The 24,252-nt window shown below is 28.2% G+C and carries 20 protein-coding genes and 1 tRNA gene; 7 read left to right on the top strand and 14 right to left on the bottom strand.

Annotated features, from left to right (window positions below; translation table 11 throughout):
- Position 1 precedes the first annotated feature (1 nt).
- Positions 2-2,119, top strand: a complete 2,118-nt coding sequence (glyS, locus tag NLO413_RS03425; RefSeq protein WP_045809397.1) for a glycine--tRNA ligase subunit beta — start codon at positions 2-4, stop codon at positions 2,117-2,119.
- A gap of 59 nt (positions 2,120-2,178) precedes the next feature.
- The gene (gene dnaJ, locus NLO413_RS03420; protein WP_045809103.1) at positions 2,179-3,327 is read left to right on the top strand and encodes a molecular chaperone DnaJ; all 1,149 of its coding nucleotides are present in this window, start codon (positions 2,179-2,181) and stop codon (positions 3,325-3,327) included.
- A 136-nt stretch (positions 3,328-3,463) separates the two neighbouring features.
- Here dnaJ and nadC read toward each other — a convergent pair whose 3' ends face one another.
- Positions 3,464-4,297, bottom strand: coding sequence for a carboxylating nicotinate-nucleotide diphosphorylase (gene nadC, locus NLO413_RS03415; RefSeq protein WP_045809102.1), 834 nt, complete (start codon positions 4,295-4,297; stop codon positions 3,464-3,466).
- Between the two features lie 80 nt (positions 4,298-4,377).
- Between nadC and plsY the strand changes: the two genes are divergently transcribed.
- Positions 4,378-4,956: a glycerol-3-phosphate 1-O-acyltransferase PlsY gene (plsY, locus tag NLO413_RS03410; protein ID WP_045809101.1), complete on the top strand. Its 579-nt coding sequence runs from the start codon at positions 4,378-4,380 to the stop codon at positions 4,954-4,956.
- A 121-nt stretch (positions 4,957-5,077) separates the two neighbouring features.
- Here plsY and ruvC read toward each other — a convergent pair whose 3' ends face one another.
- From ruvC to hemE, 3 genes are all read right to left on the bottom strand, one after another.
- Entirely contained in the window at positions 5,078-5,563 is a 486-nt protein-coding gene (ruvC, locus tag NLO413_RS03405; protein ID WP_232295913.1) for a crossover junction endodeoxyribonuclease RuvC, read from the bottom strand.
- Positions 5,563-6,387 carry a cytochrome c oxidase subunit 3 gene (locus NLO413_RS03400; RefSeq protein ID WP_045809099.1) on the bottom strand — a complete coding sequence of 275 codons (825 nt, stop codon included), beginning with the start codon at positions 6,385-6,387 and terminating at the stop codon, positions 5,563-5,565. The genes ruvC and NLO413_RS03400 overlap by 1 nt, the downstream gene beginning before the upstream one ends.
- 77 nt (positions 6,388-6,464) lie before the next feature.
- Positions 6,465-7,499 carry a uroporphyrinogen decarboxylase gene (gene hemE, locus NLO413_RS03395; protein ID WP_410517978.1) on the bottom strand — a complete coding sequence of 345 codons (1,035 nt, stop codon included), beginning with the start codon at positions 7,497-7,499 and terminating at the stop codon, positions 6,465-6,467.
- A 405-nt stretch (positions 7,500-7,904) separates the two neighbouring features.
- Here hemE and NLO413_RS03390 point away from each other — a divergent pair, with 405 nt between their 5' ends.
- Positions 7,905-8,765: a hemolysin family protein gene (locus NLO413_RS03390; protein WP_045809098.1), complete on the top strand. Its 861-nt coding sequence runs from the start codon at positions 7,905-7,907 to the stop codon at positions 8,763-8,765.
- On the opposite strand, the gene NLO413_RS03385 is transcribed toward NLO413_RS03390, so the two are convergent.
- Positions 8,762-9,304 carry an HK97 family phage prohead protease gene (locus NLO413_RS03385; RefSeq protein WP_045809097.1) on the bottom strand — a complete coding sequence of 181 codons (543 nt, stop codon included), beginning with the start codon at positions 9,302-9,304 and terminating at the stop codon, positions 8,762-8,764. The two genes, NLO413_RS03390 and NLO413_RS03385, sit on opposite strands and share 4 nt — an antisense overlap.
- Before the next feature lie 171 nt (positions 9,305-9,475).
- The gene (locus NLO413_RS03380; protein ID WP_045809096.1) at positions 9,476-10,663 is read right to left on the bottom strand and encodes a phage portal protein; all 1,188 of its coding nucleotides are present in this window, start codon (positions 10,661-10,663) and stop codon (positions 9,476-9,478) included.
- Positions 10,664-11,825: 1,162 nt separating this feature from the next.
- Between NLO413_RS03380 and nadA the strand changes: the two genes are divergently transcribed.
- Positions 11,826-12,767, top strand: coding sequence for a quinolinate synthase NadA (gene nadA, locus NLO413_RS03375; RefSeq protein ID WP_045809095.1), 942 nt, complete (start codon positions 11,826-11,828; stop codon positions 12,765-12,767).
- A 3-nt stretch (positions 12,768-12,770) separates the two neighbouring features.
- On the opposite strand, the gene NLO413_RS03370 is transcribed toward nadA, so the two are convergent.
- Positions 12,771-13,145 (bottom strand): ferredoxin family protein, encoded by a 375-nt coding sequence (locus NLO413_RS03370; RefSeq protein ID WP_045809094.1) that lies wholly within the window; start codon positions 13,143-13,145, stop codon positions 12,771-12,773.
- Positions 13,146-13,273: 128 nt separating this feature from the next.
- On the opposite strand from NLO413_RS03370, the gene NLO413_RS03365 reads away from it, so the two are divergent.
- Both NLO413_RS03365 and ilvC read left to right on the top strand, forming a co-directional pair.
- A complete protein-coding gene (locus NLO413_RS03365; RefSeq protein ID WP_045809093.1) occupies positions 13,274-15,457 on the top strand; it encodes a hypothetical protein in 2,184 nt (727 codons plus the stop codon).
- Between the two features lie 48 nt (positions 15,458-15,505).
- Complete coding sequence (gene ilvC, locus NLO413_RS03360) at positions 15,506-16,492, top strand: ketol-acid reductoisomerase (RefSeq protein WP_045809092.1); 987 nt, start codon at positions 15,506-15,508, stop codon at positions 16,490-16,492.
- A gap of 9 nt (positions 16,493-16,501) precedes the next feature.
- Here ilvC and NLO413_RS03355 read toward each other — a convergent pair whose 3' ends face one another.
- From NLO413_RS03355 to NLO413_RS03325, 7 genes are all read right to left on the bottom strand, one after another.
- The gene (locus NLO413_RS03355) at positions 16,502-18,556 is read right to left on the bottom strand and encodes a type IV secretory system conjugative DNA transfer family protein (RefSeq protein ID WP_045809395.1); all 2,055 of its coding nucleotides are present in this window, start codon (positions 18,554-18,556) and stop codon (positions 16,502-16,504) included.
- A gap of 39 nt (positions 18,557-18,595) precedes the next feature.
- Complete coding sequence (gene virB11 / locus NLO413_RS03350; RefSeq protein WP_045809091.1) at positions 18,596-19,588, bottom strand: P-type DNA transfer ATPase VirB11; 993 nt, start codon at positions 19,586-19,588, stop codon at positions 18,596-18,598.
- A gap of 24 nt (positions 19,589-19,612) precedes the next feature.
- Complete coding sequence (locus NLO413_RS03345) at positions 19,613-20,881, bottom strand: TrbI/VirB10 family protein (protein WP_045809394.1); 1,269 nt, start codon at positions 20,879-20,881, stop codon at positions 19,613-19,615.
- A 27-nt stretch (positions 20,882-20,908) separates the two neighbouring features.
- Complete coding sequence (gene virB9, locus NLO413_RS03340) at positions 20,909-21,718, bottom strand: P-type conjugative transfer protein VirB9 (protein WP_045809090.1); 810 nt, start codon at positions 21,716-21,718, stop codon at positions 20,909-20,911.
- Between the two features lie 58 nt (positions 21,719-21,776).
- Complete coding sequence (locus tag NLO413_RS03335) at positions 21,777-22,466, bottom strand: VirB8 family type IV secretion system protein (RefSeq protein ID WP_045809089.1); 690 nt, start codon at positions 22,464-22,466, stop codon at positions 21,777-21,779.
- Positions 22,467-22,618: 152 nt separating this feature from the next.
- A complete protein-coding gene (locus NLO413_RS03330) occupies positions 22,619-23,728 on the bottom strand; it encodes a GTP cyclohydrolase II (protein WP_045809088.1) in 1,110 nt (369 codons plus the stop codon).
- 25 nt (positions 23,729-23,753) lie between these two features.
- Positions 23,754-23,840, bottom strand: a tRNA-Leu gene (locus NLO413_RS03325).
- Positions 23,841-24,252 lie beyond the last annotated feature (412 nt).

The raw sequence follows: 24,252 nt of genomic DNA, 5'->3' as shown, positions 1-24,252 counted from the left end.
TATGTCCTCAGATTTACTATTTGAATGCTTATCAGAGGATATTCCTCCAAAAATGCAAATAAAAGCTATTTCACATATTAATTTATATGTAAAAGATGAGCTTAAAAAAGGTAATATTGAATTTAACTCATTAAATGTTTTTGTCTCTGCAAGCAGAATATCGTTAATTATAACAGAAATAAAAGCAAAAAAAATTCATAATGTCATAAAAATAAAAGGTCCTAACATAAATTCTAGTATTAGAGATATAGAAGAATTTTTAAAAAAGGTGAAAAAAAACCTAAATGAATTAAGTATATACAAAATTGGTGATGAAAAATTTTATTTTGCTGAATCAGTAGATAGTAGTTCTGTTAACATAGAAGACTATTTTTGTATTATGTTAGAAAACATGATGAAAAATTTCCCATGGGAAAAAAAAATGAAATGGGGAACCACAAAGGAATACTGGGTACGTCCTATAATAAATATATTATGTATAATTAACAAAAATTTATTACATATAAAATTTGCAGGTATTGCATCTAATAATAAAACTATGGGAAATAAATTTTTATCAGACCAAAGTTTTTTTGAAGTTAATAGCATTGACGACTATTATATAAATCTTAAGAAGAAATATGTAATATTAAATCAAGAGGAAAGACTGAAATTTATATTAGACCAAATTCATGAATTAACTTTTAATAAAAAATTAACTTGCGAAAAAAATACAAAATTAATTAATGAACTAAACGGAAGTTTAGAATACCCAATTGTAATAATGGGAAAATTAAATCAAAAATTTATAAACTTACCAAGAGAAGTTATTTTATGTGTCATGCACAACCATCAAAGATATCTTGCTGTTTTCAATAATGATAATAAAATCACACATTTCATTACTATAGCTAGTACAGTAAATGAAAATGTAATACATGGACATGAAAAGGTTTTAAATGCTAGACTAACCGATGCTGATTTTTTAATTAATCAAGATAAAAAGTTTAATATGGATCATTACCAAAATGGTCTAGGCAATATATTATTTCATGCAAAATTGGGTACAGTAATTGATAAGGTAAATCGCATGGCAATATTAGCAAAATATATTGCTTTATGGATACCGCATTCTTCTTTGATTAAAGTTGAAAGAGCATCTCTCCTATCAAAAGCTGATTTATCAACACTGATAGTAAGAGAATTTCCAGAACTTCAAGGATTAATGGGAAGCTATTATGCAAAGTATTTCGGAGAATCTGAAGAAATTTGCAACGCAATTGCTGAACACTATAAGCCTGATAATTCAGAAGAAAAGTGTCCATCTTCTCCTATATCAGTTGCTGTTGCTATTGCAGATAAAACTGACAGTCTTATAGGATTAACATTAGCAAACGAAAGGTCATCTGGATCTAGAGATCCTTTTGCTTTAAAAAGAACAGCTACAAGCATAATTCGAATTATACTTGAAAATGAATTAAATATACCATTAAAGCTACTTTTAGAAAAATCTATATCTTTGTATTTTAATGATAGTAAAAATACTTTTATAAAAAATTTAAAACATACAATAAAAAACTACAAGAAAACTTTAACAGAAGAAATATTGAACTTTTTTCTTAATAGATTTAAAATGATACTACAGGAAAAAAAAATCAATAAAAGTATAATAAAAGCTATTGTAGATCAAGATCAAATTCATGATTTATTAATAGAAAAACAGAAAGCACAAACTATAGACGAATATATAAAAACAAATAAAGGAACAGAAATACTTAAAGCCTATAAAAGAATAAATAATATTATTGCTAAAGATAAAGCTATAAAAAACAAAAGCTACATAATATATTCAAGGCATATATGTAATAAAAAGCTTTTTACTGATGAATGTGAATTATCTTTATATTATGATACAAAAATCTATAAAAAAAAAATAAAAACTTTTTTAAAGGATAATGACTTTAAAAATTCTCTAAGCAGCTTATATTTCTTTAGTAACACTGTTAACAATTTTATGGATAAAGTAAAGATATGTGGTGTTGAAAATGTAAGCTTACGCAAAAATAGATTTTTTGCTATTTTTAATGCACTTCAGGTTTTTAATTTACTTATAGACTTTAATAAAATTGAAAATAAGTAACTTATACTTGAATTTTTGCAAAATTAAATATTAATTTATACTAATTATGAGTAAAAAAAATGAGTAATAATGATTACTATGAATTACTAGGAGTCAATAGAAATTCAACCTCTGAAGAAATAAAAAAAGCCTACAGAAAAATGGCATTAAAATATCATCCAGATAAAAATCCTGGTAATAAAGAAGCAGAAGAGAAATTCAAAAAATTATCAGAAGCTTATGATGTTTTAAGTGATGATAAAAAAAGGGCTGCTTATGACCGATATGGACATAGTGCTTTTAGTGGAGGTACAGGAAATACAGGTGGATTCGACTTTAGCAGTGGATTTTCTACAGATTTTTCTGATATATTCAATGATTTATTTGGTGGAGGTTTTGGTGGAAGATCTCAAAGATCATCAAGAAAACAAGAAAATAGTAGAGGATCAGATTTAAGGTTTGATATTGAAATAACTTTAGAAGATTCTTTTAATGGCATTAAAGTACCTTTAAATTACGTAACACATGTAAAGTGTCAAAGTTGTAATGGTAGTGGAAGTGAAGGTTCAGCTAAATCTGTTCAATGTAGCACATGTCATGGTGTAGGTAATATTAGATCTCAACAAGGATTTTTTACAATAGAAAGAACATGTCACGTTTGTAACGGGGAAGGAGAGGTTATTCAAAATAAATGTAAAAAATGTTTTGGTAGTGGACGAACAAGAAGTGATGTAAACTTACTTGTAGCTGTACCAAAGGGTATAGAAACTGGTAATAAAGTAAGAATAAATGGCAAAGGTGAGGCTGGTTACAGAGGTTCTCAAAACGGTGATTTGTATGTATATGTTAAAGTCAAAAATCACAAATTTTTTACAAGAAGCTCATCAGATCTTTACTGTAATGTGCCTATAAAAATGACTCTTGCAGCATTAGGTGGAAATATAGAAATGCCATCAATAGATGGTACTTGGACACAATTTAAAATTCCAGAAGGAACACAAAATGGAGATAAAATAAGGTTAAAAGAGAAAGGAATGCCATACATAAATTCTCCAGGAAGAAGAGGAGATATGTATATACAAGTTATTGTTGAAACTCCTGTAAAGTTAACAAAAAAGCAAAAAGACTTATTAAAGAATTTTGATGAAGAAGATAATAGTGAATGCAATCCTCAGTCGACAGGATTTTTTCAAAAGGTAAAGAGTTTCTGGAAAGATATTAGATCTTAATATGTTTGTTTTTTATATATAAATAATATAAGGAACGATTAATCTCTAATATAATAGATAGCTTTTTATTTAATATTAAAATAGTTCTTACATACATGTTTATAAGGTAAATTTTAATTTATAGTAATTAAAATACTTAAAAATAAACATCTAAACCTATATCCTTACTAGAAAAAGAATTTGTAATTTTTCCTGTAGAAATATAGTCTACTCCTGTTTTTGCAATATTTTTTACATTATTAATGTTAATTCCTCCAGATGCTTCTATTATTGCTTTCCCATTAATAATTTTTACAGCTTTACTTATATCATCAACACTCATGTTATCAAGTAGTATCATATCAACACCACAATATAAGCTTTCTTTTACTTGGTTAATAGTATCACATTCAATAGCTATTGAAGCATTCTTGACATTTTTCTGTATTTTACTAATGGCAGCAGTTACACTTCCACATCCAGCAATGTGATTATCTTTTATCATTATTTTATCATCTAATTTACTACGATAACTTTCACCTCCTCCCATACTTACCGCATATTTATCTAGTACTCTTAAACCAGGAGTGGTTTTCCTAGTACTACGAATTTTTACTTTTGTTTCAGATACCTCATTAACAAAAAGTCTTGTCATAGATGATATTCCTGAAGAGTATTGTAAAAAATTTAAAACTACTCTTTCAATAGACATTACGTATAATGCTATTCCTTCTCCTTCAATTATAGTTGTATTTTTCCTGATGCAATCTCCATCTTTTTTATGTACTTTAAAATTTATGAAGCCTTTATTTAAGTTAAAAATTTCTTCTACTATTTTTGTACCACATAAAACCATATCTTCTCTAGAATTTATAAAAAATTGTATTTTCTCATTATTTGTGAAAATACTTTTGCTTGTAATATCTCCTTTATGTCCTAGATCTTCCTTTAGTGCATTTTGTATAATGTCAGAAAATATGCTTCTACTCATAACAAAACATTTTCATTGTTTGACAAAGATTATATAATATCATTTATAAAAAGAACAATATTTTTATTTATGGTAAAATAATGATTTTTATAATAATGTTATCCTATATTATAGGTTCAATACCATTTGGATTAATATTATCTCATATTGGAGGATACGGTGATATACGAAAAGTAGGATCACAAAATATAGGTGCTACAAATGTTTTTAGAGTAAATAAAGGATTAGCGTTTTTAACGTTAGTGCTTGATTCACTAAAAGGGTTTATTGTAATTTTTATTTTATCACAGTATGTAAACGACAAAGACTTCTTGTTTATATGTAGTTTATTTATAGTAATAGGTCACATATTTCCCATATGGTTAAAATTTAAAGGGGGAAAGGGTATTTCTTCTTTTATAGGAGTATTGTCAGCATTAGAATATAATTTATCATTATCATTTGTTATTACTTGGATAATTGTTTTTTATTTTTCTAGATATTCGTCTTTATCTTCAATAATTGCAGTAATTATATCTTTGTTGTTTGTTTTTTTATTTTATGAGGGTAGTAATTTTATAGTACATTTTTTGTGTTCATTATTTGTTATATTACAACACTATGATAATATAGTACGACTTGTAAAAGGACAAGAAAACAAAATTGAGTTTAAACTGTAAAAATAAAAATTATAGAGTTGATTTTTTACGTTTATATACGTTTTATTAGATAATGTAATGTATGTTTTACATTATTATTTTTATTATATTTATTTATATAACAGCATAAATAATTTTGGTACTATAAAGCTCTATTTTTGGAGTAATATATGTGACATATTGCTACTGCTATTGCATCAGATATATCATATATTAATAAGTTATTACACTTAAGTATACTATTTATCATAAAAAGAACTTGACTTTTCGTCGCATGTCCATTACCAGTTATAGTTTTTTTAACAAAAGTTGATGAATATTCACTAACTGGAATACTGGATGCTTTTAATGATAAAAGGGATATTCCCCTTGCATAACATAATGACATTGATGACTTTGGATTAACATTTACAAAAATTTTTTCTATTGATGCCTCATTTATTTCATAAGAATGAGTTATGCTAAGTAGGCTGTTGTATATCTTATATAATTTATCTGGGATGTCATTTTTATTTGAAGTTGATATTATACCACTATCTATTATGGAAATATCGTAAACATTATTAAATGATAATATACACCATCCAGTATTGTTTAAACCAGGATCAAGTCCTATAACTTTTTTCACTATGAACTGACTAAATATACAAAGAAAAATAAAAGCAACCATATAACGTCAACAAAATGCCAGTACCAGACAGCACACTCAAATCCTATATGACAATCTGGTAATAGTTGACCATTTCTAGATCTGAACCAACAAACTAGTAAAAATAAAGTTCCTATTATAACATGCAATCCATGGAATCCTGTAAGCATGTAAAAATTGGAAGAGTATATAGCTTTCTCTCCTGTTTCTTTAAATGCAAAATCTATGTGACAATACTCTATTATTTGAAAAACTGAAAAAATAAAACCTAAAATTATAGTATATCCCAATAGCTTAGATGTGCTTTTTATATCGTGATTTATGAGAGAGTAATGAGACCATGTAATAGTGCATCCTGAGAGTAAAAGTATTATTGTGTTTAAAAAAGGTATTGACCATGGATCTAGTGGTACTATATCACTTGGTGGCCAGGATATACGTGATACAGTAGAAAAGTCATTAAATATGTGTACAGGAAATAACCAAGCTTTAAAAAAAGACCAAAAGAAACTTACAAAAAACATAGTTTCTGATAGAATAATTACTGCCATTGATATTCTTAGGCCTTTTTTTACTACTTTTGTAAAGCATTTTTCTTTTGTTGCTTCTAGTATTATGTCTTTCCACCACTTATACAAGACTAAAATAGTTGATACTATACCTATGGGTAATATCATTGTACCAATTATCCATTTGTGTATTACCCCAACTGCTCCAACTGCTGTAACTAAAACTGAAATAGAAAAAGATAAAGGCCATGGACTTGGATCTACTAGATGATAATCGTGTTTTTTTTCTTTCATTTTTACATAAGGAAAAAGCAGATAGAACTTATTTAGAAGTTTATAAAGTAGATACGTATATTGTCAAGGATCTTTTTTTAATGGTTAGTTTTTGCTAATTTTTTAACAGCTTCTATCATGCTTTCTATGTTTTCTATAGGTGTATCTGGTAGTATGCCATGTCCTAGATTAAATATTAGGGGTATGTTATTAGAATCTTTGATTATCTTTTCAACCTCCTTTAGCATGTTGTTTTTGTTATATGCTAATAGAAACGGATCTAGATTGCCTTGTATGACAGTTTTTATGTTGTCCCTTGCCCATGTTATTGGTATGGTATAGTCTATACTAGTTACAGAAACTCCTGTTTCTTCTGAAAAATTTTTATACATTATTCCTGATCCTTTTGGAAAACCAATTATTGGTATATTTGGGTATTCTTTTCTTATGTGGGAAACTATTTTTTTTGTTGGCTCTATAACCCATTTGTTAAAGAGTTTTGGGGTGAGTATTCCTGCATGACTGTCAAACAGTTGTATTATATCTACTCCAGATTTTATTTGTTGTATTAAGTAGAATATTGTTAGTTTGGTAATTTTATTAATGATGTTTTCTAAGTTGTTTTCGTCAAAATAACACATCTTCTTGATTTTGGAAAAGTTGTTCTCTTTTCCTATCATATAGGTTGCTACTGTCCATGGTGAGCCTGCAAAACCTATAAGGGACTTGTTTTTGTGTAATAGTTTTTTTACTCTCTTTATTCCGTTAAAGATGGGTTCTAGTTTTTCTGTTGCGTTTTCTATTGGATTGATTTCTAAATAGTGAGATATCGTTTTAAGTTTTGGACCGAAGTCCTTTATAAATTCTACTTTGCATCCCAAAATGTCAGGAATTACCATTATGTCTGAGAATATTATTGCTGCGTCTAAATCAAATCTTTCTATGGGTTGCATAGTAAGTTCTTGTATAAGTTTTGAATTGTAGCATATTTCCATAAAGTCATGTTCTTGTCTTATTTTTTTGTATTCAGGAAGATACCTTCCAGCCTGTCTCATAAACCATATTGGTATTCTTTCCTGCCTTTTCTTGTTCGTAATGGTTTTTAACATTACATTATCTTCTATTATTGTCATAATATTATATTCCTTATAGATAAATGTATTTTATTAACCCTGTGAATTATGTGAATAACTCTTTTGCACAGCTTTATATTTGTAATATCTCTCTTGTTAATTTTGTGGATAATTTTGTGAATAAAGTACATATTGTACTGATCTTCTATCATAATTTATGTTTATAAAGTATATGTGGATAGTGTTAATAACTGAAATAATTATATGTTAGATGTAGAAATTTATAAATGTTTTTTTTATGAGTAACTCTGTGTATAATATGATAATTATATGTGAGTAGTTGTTATTTACAGATTTTGTGCATGTTTATTAACAGGTTTGTTAACATAAACTACTGTATAATTACAAAGCTTTACGTTATAAGATGTATTTTTGGTAGGAAAATATTGAGGTTTATATTTCAGTATGGTTAATAAGCTTTGTGATGAGGTAAATAAAAAAGATTCTAGGCATAAGTGTTTAAAAAATAGCATATTTTCTTTTATATTAAAAAAGTTTCCAAGTTTTAAAGAATTTACAGAACATCAATTGTTATATGATAGTAAGCTTAATTTGAGCAACTTTCATGTGCTGCATAATCTTATAAAATTTAATGACTGTGCGGTAAAAGATATTATGATTCCTAGAGCAGAGATTTATGCTGTAGATATAAATGAAGGAAATTTGATTGAAAAGATAATAATACAAGGACAACATACAAGAATTCCAGTATATAAAGACAATTTAGATAATATAATAGGCTTTCTTCATATTAAGGATTTAATGTCTAAATTTAATAAAAAGTTTAATATTGAAGATATAATTCATAATGTTATATATGTGCCGCCTTCAATGAAGGCAGTTAATTTGTTTATAAAAATGCAGTCATCTCATATGAATGTTGCAGTTGTGCTTGATGAGTATGGATGTACAGAAGGGTTAGTTACTATGGCTGATCTTATAGAAGAAATAGTAGGTGATATTAGTGATGAGCATGATACATCTTCAGTTCAAGAAATTGTTAATATTTCTGATAATAAAATAGAAGTTAGTGCAAGAGTATTAGTCGAAACTTTAGAACAATCTTTAAATATTAATTTAAGGGATTGTGAGGAAGAGTATGTTACAATAGGAGGTCTAATACTTTCTATGATAGGAAGAATTCCTATAGTGGATGAAGTTTTTGAGCATAAAAGTGGTGCGGTTTTTTTAATAAAAGAAGTAGATGATAGGTGTATACATAAAATAATTATTGACTTAAGTAACATAAAAAGAGCTAAAAGCTAGCTTTGTATATTTAAGTTTTTTAGTATAAATAGAGCTTTAGTTATATAAGAATTTAAAATTTTTAACTGTTTTTCTTCGGATGTATTTTTAATGTTTGTTATTTGTGCATGTATATTAGAAGGAAATGTTACTAAGCTAATTTCCCATAAGTCAATTTTTTTTATAATTCTTAAATCTGAGTTTTTGTCTATGTAATAATTTACTACTTGGTATCCTATAGATAAAGAGTTTATTATACCTTTTTTTATCATGAGATATGCTTCTTTTGCTTTTTTTATTTCTAGTATTAATTTCACTGTTATATACAAACCAAAAGTATCTTCTATCATACTTATAATTTTGCCTATAGGTTCATTTTTGTTATGCTGCCATAGAAACATTATTTTTTTACCTGTTTTTATAGTATCAGAAAATGCTCCTGGTTTTATTATGTCATTTTGACAATCAATAGTGTTAAATACACTAGCATATCCCGAGAAAACTCCATATTCCTCAACATTGTTTTTAGCAAGTAGTAAGTTACATACTTTTTTTTTCATAAAAACTCTTGTGAAAAGTGATTGTATTATAAACCTTATTGAAATTAAGGTAGTAAGTGAATTTTATATAAAATGATTACAATATAAACATTGAGTAACGATAATGATATTTTGAATTATTTTATAAACATATGGTGATGTTTATTTAGCATAATGATGTTTTATAGTTTACTATAAGGTATTGCCATTATTTATTGGTGGTAGTCCAAAAGCTGATCTTTTTTCGTTTATTGTCATAAATGTTGAATTTTGTACATATTGCCAAAGTTTTTGCCTTTTTTCAGTTAAAATACTGATAGAGTCTTTATCGTACGATAGTACCATGCTGTGCTCAAATTGAGGTGTTAACCAAGAATTAAAATGAGATAGTATATTTTCTAATTGAGGCAGTATAGTCTGTTCCCATAATGCTAATCTTGCTTCTGCTAAATTATTGTAAGTGTTATCTCCTGGTATTCCTAGTAACTGGGGAGGTATTCCGAATGCTAGAGCAATATCACGAGCAGAACTATTTTTAGATTCTATAAAATCCATATCTTTTGGTGAAAGGCTCATTTCTTTCCATTCTAATCCTCCTTCCAATAATATAGGTCTTCCTGAATTTGTAGGACCAGTATAAAATTCGTCTATTTGTGATTTTAACCTTTGGTATTGTTCTTGTGTTAAAGTTCCATTACTATTTTTAGTAGTATTTACGATTAATGCTCCACTTGGCCTAGCCCCATTTTGTAACATTGCTTGATTCCAAGATCCAGATTGATTGTGTTGATCTATACTATATGCAGCTGCTTCAATTGGTGATAAGCCGTACCAGTCATTTAAGGGATGAAAATTCTTTAGATGTAGTATATTGCACAAGTTAGTCAATTTATTAACTTTAAAATCATATGAAACATTACTTACTTTATAACGATAAGTAAGAGGAGTGTTTTCTTTTTCTGGAATTATTTCAACTCTATCAGGTCTTAACAGGTACAGTTCTTTAGGAATCATATTATTGTTTTCTACTGATAAAATATATGCATTTCCACTTATTAGTTTGTAAGTGATAATACCTTCTATAAATTCAGCTTTTGATATATTACCGTTGGGTCGTGATATTAAACTTAATAAAGGATGTTTATTGATTTGAAAAGTTCCATTTTTAGTAACCTTGCTAAGAATTAGAGGAACTGATGCTACAGCAGAGGCAATCATATTTATTGCTCTAAATGCGATCACATTTTTAATATACCCGTTTTCTGCAAAGTTTATGTAGTTTCTATCTTCCCATAATGCGTTAGTAGTAAATTGTAGAAATGTTGAAAATGTATTAGAAAATTTAGATGTTTTATTAAATAAATTAAAAATTTTTTTCATAGTAATTCTTTGTAATAGTCTGTATAAAGAGAGCAGTTTTTGATAGTTTTTATGTAATTGTAATACTATAAATTTATTTTTAATAATATTACAAAACGAGTAATGAAAATAATATGCTTATATTTGCAAAAATAATTTATTAGCTAGCATATACCTTTTGTACATAATTTTGTAGAATATTTTTATATGATTAAATGATATTTAAATCATGTGTCAAATTTGTGAATATATTGGCAATAGTATTATAAATTTATACTGTGATTTAGATTCTTTATTACTAATGAATCAAAAAATTCTTTTATAAATGTAGATTTGTTAATTTTCTGATAAGCATAAGTTTATAAGTAATTTTAATATGTGATTTTTGTATAGGGAAGCAATTTTGTATGGATTTTTTAATTCCTAAATACTATTTTGATTAGGTTTTATGTTATTAGTGATAGTATTTTCTATAGTACATGTAAGATCGTATAAAAATTGGTGTGTTTATATCTGTAAATAATAACAAGAATTTAAATATAAGTTGTAGCTTATGTTCAGAAAAATATTAAGGTTAATACAGAAACTTGTCTTAAGAAACGTGATTTATTATAAGACTAAGGGGATACTTGTTAACTGCAATATGAATATGATTATTTTTAAAGAAAATTTTTTTGATATAGTTATTTCATCTATGATGATATATTGCACGGAAAATAATAAGCAAAAAAAGAGAAGATGTACAGGAGCTTGCAATGTAGCATAAAGAACCGGACGTGTTAACTTTTCTAATATTTTAAAACATCAATTTCAAATATATTTGGCTGTAATAGCTTTTGGTATATTAAAAAATGATCTCTGTTTTGTTAATAAGTGGTAATGACAATAGTTTTACAAAATTTGGAATTAACGAATATAACAATATATACCTGTAAAAATGTATTACATGGACTGTATAATAATGTAAATAAAATATAAAACATTTAATAAATTTATAAATGTGAATGACAAGTTATTATGTGAAAATTTATTATATACCATGCGATATTTTTACTTTAAGCAATAACAGACATGTAAATAGCTATGTTTATCAAAATTTTAGTTCTTAATGTATAAATTTGTATTTGGTTGTTAAAAAATAGCGTTTCTGATACAATTTTAAAATAATACGGAACTTGAAAACATGTTAAGCAATAAGTACGAAGACATATCTTACAAAATACGTAGCATATCTAAGAAAAAAAATGCAGTTATACTTGCACACTATTATCAAGAATCAGATATTCAAGATATAGCTGATTTTGTTGGAGATTCTTTGGAATTGTCAAAAAAAGCTGCATCCACAGATGCTGATATTATAGTTTTTTGTGGAGTATATTTTATGGCAGAAGTTGCAAAAATTATTAACCCAGAAAAAAAAGTTCTATTGCCGGATATAAATGCAGGATGTTCTTTAGCCACTTCTTGTAAAGCTGAAGATTTTAAAAAATTTAGACAAAAATATAATGATTGTATATCTGTTACTTATATAAACTCTTCTGCAGAAGTAAAATCTTACTCTGATATAATTTGTACATCGTCAAATGCAGTAAAGATTATTAGTCAAATACCTGAAGATAAAACAATATTATTTGCTCCAGATAAGTTTCTTGGTAAGTTTTTAGAAAATGAGACAAAAAGAAAAATGATTTTATGGCAAGGTAGTTGTATAGTTCATGAGAGTTTTTCTGAACGTGAGCTTATAGGTTTAATGACAAAATATGTTAATGCATATGTAATAGCTCATCCAGAATGTCCTTCTCAACTATTAAGGCATGCACACTTTATTGGATCGACTACTCAACTTTTAAAGTATACTTCTGATAAACCAGGGTCAGAATTTATTGTTTTAACAGAGGAAGGAATACTTCATCAAATGAAGAAAGTATCTCCTAGAAGCAATTTTTATTTTTTAAAAACAACGGATGGTGGGTGTGAATCTTGTAGCAAATGTCCATATATGCGGTTAAACACTTTAGAAAAGTTGCATAGTTGTTTAGAAAAGGAGTTCCCTGAGGTTACTGTAGAAAAATCAGTAAGTGATATGGCTAGAAAATCATTGGATACAATGCTAACTATGAGCTAATGATTATGTTATGTTTTCACTAAAATATTGTATTTTATTTTTTTCATGTTTATGTTTATCTGCGTTACTCATGGCAGTTTTCCTAGAAGTAATATTTTCCCATTTTTTTGAAAATTCCGCATTAATATTGTAAAATGTTTTAAGCTTTTTTTGTTCTTCATTCAATGTATCGTCCTGACATTGTAAAATGTCTTTTACTGCATCATCAGTAACTATAGCGTCAATAGGACATTCCGGTATACAAACTCCACAATCTATACACTGTTCAGGGTCTATTACTAACATGTTCACACCTTCATAAAAACAATCGACAGGGCAAACTTCAACACAATCAGTATATTTACACTTTATGCACTTTTCTGTTACAAAGTGAGTCACTTGTGTTAATTATTGTATAACCTTTGATGATTATAGTTCCTTGCTATTTTAAATGCAACATTAAAAAATAGTTCTATACTTTTAATAAATTTGATGTACTGATAAAATATATTTCAAAGGAGATTATTATGGATTATCTTAAAGAACGATCATTAATAGATGGTATAAAGAATTTGATATTTGGAAATAACAAGTTTAGTAATCGTGAAAAACCAGAAAATTTAGTATATGAAGGTAAAACAATAGAAGATGTACAGGAGCATGCAATTGAGCATAAAGAACCAGACGTGTTGATACACGAAAATAGATCAATGGATAGCGAAGATATACAAGCATCTATAATAGATAAGGAATCAGAAGTTTTAGTAGATAAAAGTGAAATAATAAACAAAGAAAGAGAAGATGTATGGGAGCCTACAATAGAGTATAAAGAACCAGACGTATTGATACACGAAAGTAAATCAATGGATAGCGAAGATATACAAGCAACTATGATAGAGGAATCGGGAGTTTTAGTAAATAAAAGTGAAATAGTAAGTAAAGAAATAGAAGATGTACAGGAGCATGCAATTGAGCATAAAGAACCAGACGTGTTGATACACGAAAATAGATCAATGGATAGCGAAGATATACAAGCATCTATAATAGATAAGGAATCAGAAGTTTTAGTAGATAAAAGTGAAATAATAAGCAAAGAAAGAGAAGATGTATGGGAGCCTACAATAGAGTATAAAGAACCAGACGTATTGATACACGAAAGTAAATCAATGGATAGCGAAGATATACAAGCAACTATGATAGAGGAATCGGGAGTTTTAGTAAATAAAAGTGAAATAGTAAGTAAAGAAATAGAAGATGTACGGGAGTATGCAATAGAGCATAAAGAACTAGACGTGTTAACACACGAAAGTAAGTCAGTGGATAGCGAAGATATACAAGCATCTATAATAGATAAGGAATCAGAAGTTTTAGTAGATAAAAGTGAAACAATAAGTAAAGAAAGAGAAGATGTATGGGAGCCTACAATAGAGTATAAAGAACCAGACGTGTTGATACACGAAAATAGATCAATGGATAGCGAAGATATACAAGCATCTATAATAGATAAGGAATCAGAAGTTTTAGTAGATAAAAGTGAAATAATAAGCAAAGAAAGAGAAGATGTGTGGAAGCCTACAATAGAGTATAAAGAACCAGACGTATTGATACACGAAAGTAAATCAATGGATAGCGAAGATATACAAGCATCTATAATAGATAAGGAATCAGAAGTTTTAGTAGATAAAAATGAAATAATAAGCAAAGAAAGAGAAGATGTATGGAAGCCTACAATAGAGTATAAAGAACTAGACGTGTTGATACACGAAAATAGATCAATGGATAGCGAAGATATACAAGCATCTATAATAGATAAGGAATCAGAAGTTTTAGTAGATAAAAGTGAAACAATAAGCAAAGAAAGAGAAGATTTATGGGAGCCTACAATAGAGTATAAAGAACCAGACGTGTTAACACACGAAAGTAAGTCAGTGGATAGCGAAGATATACAAGCATCTATAATAGATAAGGAATCAGAAGTTTTAGTAGATAAAAATGAAATAATAAGCAAAGAAAGGGAAGATGTATGGAAGCCTACAATAGAGTATAAAGAACCAGACGTATTGATACACGAAAGTAAATCAATGGATAGCGAAGATATACAAGCAACTATAATAGATAAGGAATCAGAAGTTTTAGTAGATAAAAATGAAATAATAAGCAAAGAAAGGGAAGATGTATGGAAGCCTACAATAGAGTATAAAGAACCAGACGTATTGATACACGAAAGTAAATCAATGGATAGCGAAGATATACAAGCAACTATGATAGAAGAATCGGAAGTTTTAGTAGATAAAAGTGAAACAATAAGCAAAGAAATAGAAGATTTATGGGAGTCTACAATAGAGTATAAAGAACCAGACGTGTTAACACACGAAAGTAAATCAATGGATAGCGAAGATATACAAGCAACTATAATAGATAAGGAATCAGAAGTTTTAGTAGATAAAAGTGAAACAATAAGCAAAGAATTTGAACAGGTAATGATTGAAAATCCTGATACATTACATATTGCTTATAAAATTAAAATAATAAGTGATATTAAAAATGAGTTTAATAATAGTAACATTATTAATTATTTTACAAATAACGTAACTATAACAATAGGAGACTATAATCATGTGGTATTTGATATGAATGTTCCTAGTACGGATAGTTATTTTGATAATTTTAATTATCATGTAAGTGATAATCTTCACTGTTTTTATGTATAATTAAATCATAAACATTATTTATTGCTTTTTAATATTGAAAAAATTTTTATGAATATCTATTCTTATAAAGATTCGAGTTTCTTAGAACATCATAGGATTGCAATAGTAGGATATGGATCCCAAGGTAGGGCCCATGCTCTTAATTTACGAGATAGTAGCGTTAGTAAAATTGAAGTTATTTTATATGATGGATCTAATAGTATTGAAGTAGCAAAGAAGGATGGTTTTGCTGTTAGTACATCAAGTGCTATAATATCTGATAGTGATATTATAGTGCTTCTTGTGCCAGATGAATTGCATTGTGAAATATATGAAAATAATTTAAAGCCTTTTTTAAAACTTGGACAAACATTAATAGTAGCTCATGGATTTAGCATTTACTATAAACAGATAGAATTATTGCCTTATATTAATGTATGTATGGTTTCTCCTAAAGCAATAGGACCTGCAGTGAGAAGTCAATATTTAAATAGCAAAGGAGTAGTATGTTTTGTTGATATAATACAGGATTATACTAAGACGACAGAATTAATAATGAATTCCTATGCTGCATCTGTTACTTTAGGTAATGTAATTATAAGAACGACGCTAAAAGAAGAAGTAGAAGCTAATCTTTTTAGTGAACAAGTTGTTTTATGTGGTGGTATGCCATCTCTAGTAAAAGTTGCATTTGAGGTTTTAGTTGACGCTGGGTTATCGCCTGAAATTGCATATTTTGGATGCTTGCATGAAGTAAAACTAATAGCAGACTTAATGTATGAAGAAGGTATTTATGGCGTCTTTAACAAAATTTCAAATACTGCAGAATATGGAGCTAATTTGGTTGGTGATAAAATCATTAATCAAAGTACAAAAAAAATAATGAAAAAAGTTTTAATGCAAATACAAGACAAATCCTTTGTAGATAAATTTATGCAAGAACGTAATGTGCATTTTTGTAATTTGCATAAAAGCAGAGAAAAAATAAAACAAGATCTTATAGAACAGATTGGTAATAATCTTAGAAAATTAATGAAAGATAAAGGTATGCTATAATTATTTTTTTTATTGTTTGTGAGAGCTATCTTCATAATTATTAAGGTTTTCCTTTTTGTTATTAGTATCATCTTTTAGATGGTTGTCTTGATTATAGTTGTTGTAATAAAAATCGTCATCATCTTCTATATCTTCTATATCTTCTATATCTTCTATATCATCATTATCAATATCTTCGTCATCATTTATGTTGTCAAGAAAGCCTTCATCTTCATAATTTTCATCATCAAATTCATCGTATAAAGATTCGTTTTCAGGTCCAGGATGATCATCGTGTGTTAGTTGTTCTGACATATCTATAGCCGGCACTTGTTCTCCATTATCTGTTGGTACATTATTATGAGGATTATAAGGTTCTTGAGTTGGTACAAATGTACTTTTAAATAATTTTTTTGTAAATGTTTTATCTTCGTAGTATTTTATTTTGTGTGATTTTATAGGGTAAGTGGACTCTATTAACAATATTTGCTCATCTTTAGGCAACATTATTACTTCTTGAGGAAGTAAAAGTGCTCTTTGCGTTTCTGATATATGAAGAGAACGTGATGCAGGATTAAGATCTAAAAATTTAGGCTTATTTAAAGACTCTTGATTTACAGTTTTGTTTCCAATAAGTTGAGAAATAAGATTTGCTGTTTCAATATTATTGGCTGCAAAGGTAATTCTGTATGTTGAATTTGATAAGAATGAATTCATACCTGCTTCTTCATATATTCCTTTTAATTGTTCAGTATCTTGTATTATTAAAAATAATCTTACTCTGTATCCACGAAAATACGCAATTCCTGTTTGAAATTGTTCCATCTTTCCAAGGGTTGGAAATTCGTCCATTAGGAATAATACGCCATAAGGCTCGTCATCAGATGGAAGAGCTCTGCATAGAAATTCTGTAGCCTGTTGATAAAATACTTGCATTAGTGGACGAAGGCGTGTTAAATTATCGGGTGTTAACCCTACATAAACTGTGACTTTTTTCTTTTTAAATTCTTGAATGTTGAAATCACTTGAAGCTGTTGCTGTGTCTATCAAAGGGTTTGCCCATAGTTCTAAGGATGAATTCATAGTGGATACAACACCGGAGCGTTCTTTATCTGCTTTTTGCAAGAAAGCAGCAATGTTCATATATGCAACTGGATGAATGTTTTTCCCTATGGTATCCAATACAACTGCAAGATTGTATACTACGTCATCACTGCGCATAGTGCGTACTACTTCTCCAAAAGATTTTGTTTTTTCTGGTACAGCAAGTAAATATAGTACTACTCCTACAAATAAGCTACGGGCTTCATTGTACCAAAAATCTTGCTCAGGCATTATTAAGTTTGCTATTTTCTGTACGTCATCGACCATCTGTCCCGGTTTTGAACTTATCCAGTCTAATGGATTATAACAATGACTTATACCATCAGGTTGAGCTGGATTCCATACATAGACTTCTTGTCCTTTTTTCTTTCGCCAACCACTTGTGAGATCGTAATTTTCTAGTTTTATGTCATGTACAATTACAGAATCCTCCCAAAATAATAAATTTGGAATTACAAAACCAACACCTTTTCCAGATCCTGTAGGTGCGAATAATAAAGCATGTTGGTAGCCATCTGCAACAAGATAACCTTTTTTATCTTTTCCTAATAATATTCCTTTTTTACTACGCAAGCCAATTTTACGTATATCTTTTTCTGTTGCCCATCTAGAATCTCCGTGTAAAGATTCTTTCTTTTTAAATGGTCTCCAATCAAATAATATTGTTCTTAGATTCCAAAATACAATTCCTAATATGCATAATGGTGCTGATAGTGATGTAAAAAGCTTTAAAACTAGAGATATGTTGTATAAAGATGGATTATACCACCAGTGTTGTACATAACTGAAAATAGTAGGCCACAATCTACTTGGAAAGTTACTTATACTTGGATTGATAACTTTAAAATCAATACTATTAATACCCCATACACTCATTATAAATAGTACACCTGATATATAGAAGCAAAACTCTAAAAGAGAAAATAATCCAACAATGAGAAACAAAATATTACGTATATGATTTACGTTTTTACTATCCATCATAGTATATAACTCGCTTGTTTAAAAGATTATTATATCTTAAATGCTTTTGTGTAAAGATTTAGTGAATAATATTTCTGAAACATATCTTATGCCTTCAGATGTTCGTTTTAATTGTATAATAATGTCAATAATGTTTAAAATATAATCAGCAATTTGTTCAGGAGGGATACCAAGTCCTGCTTGCATTACCATAAGTTTTAATTGTTCAAGTGCCATTTTTGGTGTATCTGCATGTAAAGTAGAAATAGAACCGGGATGTCCTGTATTAATTGCGCGCAAAAAACTGAAAGCTTCAGCACCTCTTAATTCTCCTACAATTATTCTATCGGGACGTAATCTTAAACATGCCTCAATAAGATCTTGAGTTGTAACTTTTGCTCTTCCTTGTCCACCTTTGGAGGCAATTAAATGTACTTTGTTTGGATGATCTGACAATACTACTTCTCTAGAATCTTCTACTGTTATTATCCTTTCTGTACTAGGGATGGTTCTTAATGCTGCATTAGTAAAAGTTGTTTTTCCAGTTGACGTACCACCACTTATTATAATATTTTTTTTATTAATAATAGCGACTTTTAAAAATTCTTTGATTTTTTTTGCCTGTAAAAGGTTAGTTAACTGGTGATTAATATTATCAATAACGTTTTCGATAATAATATTGTCAAAGGTTCCTGCTTTTTCATATTCATCTAATGAAAATAGAATAACAGAAGGCTTTCTTATAGACATTATAACAGTTGTTGACTCGCATGCTGGGGGAAAAACAATCTGTATACGATAGCCGTTTGGTAATGTTGCTGATAATAAGGGAAATTCTTCGCTTATTTTTTGTTCTGTTGCTTGTGCAACTAACCTGCCAAGTGCTTTTAAATGTGATAAAGTGAGAATAGGTATCTTTTCACATCTTACATTACCTTTTTTTTCTATCCATACTTCACATTCTTTGTTAATAGAAATTTCATTAACTCCATCTTCTTGAAATATTTCTTGTAATGGTTCAAGATATGTATCTAACGCTGCATAAGTCATTATTTTGCCCTTTTAATTATTAACTTACTTTACAATATTTGTACCAATTATAGCTTCTTTAGGAAATACAAGATCTTTATTAATGAATACCTTGAGAAGAGTACCTTGATCTACATATATTGTTGGTTTTACATCAGCATACTTTTTAAGTATACCCTTAATGGATTCTGAAACTTCTTCTATTGCTTGAGAAAGAATCTTTACTGGTAAAGTAGTAGATGTTGATGTTGTAGGAAGTAAAGATCCGGCTGGTGCTGGAGGCGTTGTTGTTATAATACTATTGCTAAGTGCTGGCATTTTTGATGTTGCAATGGCTGTGCCAAATGAAACTCCCGCTATTAGTAGTGTAGAAGTTAAAATATTGGTTATTTTTTGATCTATAAATCCTGATACTCCTTGTCTTCCTAATTCATCTGTTCCAGGTGAATCTATTTGAATATCAATTCCATGTGGCAATATTACTCTCGACCATATAATATTTACTCTTGTGTTACTTTGGGATTCATCAAAAGAATAACTTCCTATTAATCGAGATCCCTTGGGAATTATGATGATATTATTAGCGTCTGAATACACATCTCGTGAAATTATAGCTCTTAATGTTCCTGGTAAATCAGAATTTATTGCAGTTTCTAAAACTGCATCAATGATTTTCCCTTGTAATATTGTATAGTTTAAATTAGCAACACGTGTTGCTATTGAGTTTGGAGCAGACGTAAAATTTAAAATACTATTGTTGTTAAATTGCTGATTCTGCTTATTATCTTTATTTTCTGATTGATCGCTACCAGAAGTTACTAACATTGGAGTAACTCTTCTTTCTTTGTCATAACCTGTAAATGCTGATATAGGATTTATAATAGAAGGTTGTTTTATAGGTGGTGGTAAAGGTATATCAGATTTTTTTTTTGGTTCTAAATGTAAAATTGTTGGAGCTTCAATAATAGGGGGAGCATTATTTTTTGGTTTTTCAATTACAGGAATTGTTGGTAAACTAGGAGTTACTAAAGGTGGCAAACTCGGAAGTTTTTGTGGTACATCAATTTTATTAGCTGTTTCTTGGGTTGGTAGTTGTGAGTCTTTTAGTAATTTTTCAATTTCTTGTTCTGCAGCTTGCTTTGATGCATTATTATCCTGTGTATTATCTGTTTTGTGGATGAAAAAGTAATATGCTATTCCGGCTATTAACAGTACAACCGAAAGTATAACAATTTTTTTACCTTTATTCATTCCTACAACGCTTACACTGTCAACAATTTCTGTATCAGTGTTATTTTTGATTTCGTCTGACATCATATATAATCCATATTGTGTTTATTGCTATAATGTTTTATTGGTAATTAGAAAAGCATCCTTATTATGTTTTAGGTATAGTGTTTTATGTACACCTTTTATTATTACGTAATTTTGTAATAGAAGCATCTTACAAGGAATTTCTTGTCCAAGTTTGTTTTTTATAAATATTTTTGGAATGATTTTGTTATTATTAGCGAATTTAAAATAGGTAAGAAATCCATCATCGAATAGTTCATGCGGTATCATGGGGTTGGATGAGGATTTATCATAAATATAGTTGTAGCGAGTACTATTAGGGGTTATTTTTACTGAATTTGTAACATTACTATTTTTTTTGTAAGATACAGTTGATACTTTTATATTATTTAAATCAAATTCATCTTCAGTTTTAGGATAATAAAAACGTACTATATATGCTAAATCTCTTAATTCAGAATAGTCAGTGTTCAAACTGGCATTTAATGTTTTTGTATCTGTAGATCTGCATATTAAGTCAAAAGCGTAGCTTCTTCCTTTGTTTGTTTCAATTAACATGTTGGTTTTGCCATTTTTTTCCAGTGGCATAATAAAAAGTTTGTTATCCACGGGTTTTACTTTCCAGCTTGTAGAATTGCCCATTGCTATAACTTTAATAGTTTCTCCTTTGGAAAATTCAATATATGAGTGGTATCCGTAGTTGAATACTACAGTAAAAATTTCATTTTGACTGTAAACAAAAGTTTTAATCCTACTATCTATTGATATAGGGCTATTGCTATGAGCGAGGACTTGTGTTTTATTGATTATCATTATAATCAATGTTAACAGTATTAAACAAATTTTATAAAAATTCATTATTTTTCCTATATAAAGTGACTTAAATATTAATAATATTACTTATATTATTATATTATTATAGAAATTCATCATCTGCTCTATAATAAGTAATTTGAAAACCTAAAGGGTTGATTTGTCTTTGTTGTTCATTCATTTCAAGCGATACATATTGAAATGAGAGCGTTACAATTCTATCTTTTTTAATTACAGAACCATTTTGAGTATTGAATTCCAATGTGAATCTTACTTGTACATTTCCAGGATTTAAATGTTGTAGTGATCTAATTTTTACGTTTCCCGAAGAAACGTTTGAATACAAATTAACAGGACTTGAAGGATTACTTAATCTTATCCAATTTCGAAATTCACTGTATGTATCTTGTGTAGAAAATAATCTTACTTTTGTATAATAATTGTATTGAAAGTTGTTGGGATCAAAAAGTTCTCTAGATCTAATGTATTCTATTATAAAATAATTGTTTAAAACTTCATCAGCTGAGTACTGTTTTACAGATATAGGATTAACTAGTGTTGTAATGCCAGATTTTTTTTCTATTTCTACCACAAAAGGCTCGATAGTTCTGTTTTTACTAATAGTTAAGATAATAAAGGTACTTACTCCTATTCCAATAACTGAAAACATAACAAGTAATAAAAGAATATTTCTTTGTACGATTATAGAACTATAACGATCGTGGTACCAGCTTTGAGAATCTATATCGTTTGATAATGTTTTTTTTATTGCTTTGTTTTTTAAATTAAACATGCTTCTTAACCATTAATAGATATAATTTATATTTTGTAAATTTACGTAAATTACATAGTTTAACTATGTTAAATTTGGCTTAAAACACTTAACAGCCTATGATGTATTTATTTACATTACGTTAATGTTAAGTGTAAAAAATTAGCATAAAGTTAGCTAACATGCCCCAGCCTATTTATTTTTGTATTAATATAGTTAACATTATACTTATTTGCATCTATAGCAATTGGTAACACTTTTGAAATACGAAAACCATGATTTTGAATTTCTGAGATTTTATGTGGATTATTAGTTATTAACTGCAATTTTGATATTCCCAGCTTTCTTAACATTGTTATTGCAGGGATAAAAACTCTTTCGTCGTCTTCAAATCCAAAAAATCTATTGGCATCTACAGTGTCAAAATTATTTTCTGTTTGCAGTTGATAAGTTCTTATTTTATTTGCTAGTCCTATGCCCCTGCCATCTTGTGCTAGATATAATATAATGCCTCCTTTTTGGTTGTTCTGCATTAATTTAATTGCTGTGTGTAACTGATTTCTGCAATCGCATGATAGACTACCTAATAAATCTCCAGTGTAACATGATGAATGTATTCTTACTAGAGGGTTGCTAAAATTAGGTTCTCCTATAATTATTGCATAGTGTTCAAGTTCACCAATATTTGGTCTATATACAATTATTTTAGATTTGCAACAATTTTGTAAGAATAAAGAAGAACTACATACTTCATTTAGGGCATAATTATATTTATATTGATCAAGTACACTTTTTTGCAAATATAATATGCCATTATTGTTACACCAATTTATCATGTTGTTGAGGCTTTCAAATTTTATGTCAATTACTAATACTGATGGTAAAAGCTTTGCTAATTTAGTTAAAGAAATAGCACATTGATCTAATATGTTAGTACTAGGGATGATTTTGTTTTTATCAAGTGGAATTGTTTTCAATACGCTATGACCTGCTAGTAAAGAGTATATTTCATCAATGGTATAGTTATTAACTAAAACTCTTGATAACACGCATGAATTTGAGTTATAAATATAATTTAGCCTGTTTGCGGTAAGCAATAAATAAACCTGACTTGAAAATAATGTTAATTTTTGTAGTAGTTCTGCGTTGGTTAATTCACTAGAACAAATTAATAAAAAACTATTGTTATTATATAATAATACAGGTGTACTACGACGTATTTCGGAAATAGATCTTTCGATCAAATTATTATTGATATTGGAACTGTCAAATATATTTTGCATGTAACACTCATGATTATTAAGCGGCTGGTGCGGCTGAGAAGATTCGAACTTCCAAGGTTTCTTAACCACAGCGACCTCAACGCTGCGTGTCTACCACTTCCACCACAACCGCAATACTACAGGTATGATCTTACAATAATAAAAAATTTTATAAAATTGTCAATGCCAGGTATTATTTAGTTAATATATAAATATTAAAAATATTTTTAATTTTTAAAAATATATTAATTTTATTAATTAAATAAGTTGAATAATTTATTATTGCTGTTTTATATATAGTTATGTCTATTCAAGTAAATTAGTCTTATTGGGTTGAAAATAAATTTTCTATATTTTTTCTGCTATTGGTTTTTATAAAAAGTTGATATGAAAAGCGTTTCTAGTAGGAGTATATAAAATACGCTTTATATGTTTAAAAATTTTTCCTGTAAATGTATTTAGTGTATGGATAAATGTATATGGGAGGCAAAGGATGGATTAATAGCGAAAATTATTATAGAAGCTTTTAGCTATAGAAATTCTAG

The sequence above is a fragment of the Candidatus Neoehrlichia procyonis str. RAC413 genome (assembly GCF_000964795.1).
Taxonomy (GTDB): domain Bacteria; phylum Pseudomonadota; class Alphaproteobacteria; order Rickettsiales; family Anaplasmataceae; genus Neoehrlichia; species Neoehrlichia procyonis.
This window is presented reverse-complemented; position numbering and strand designations above follow the sequence as displayed.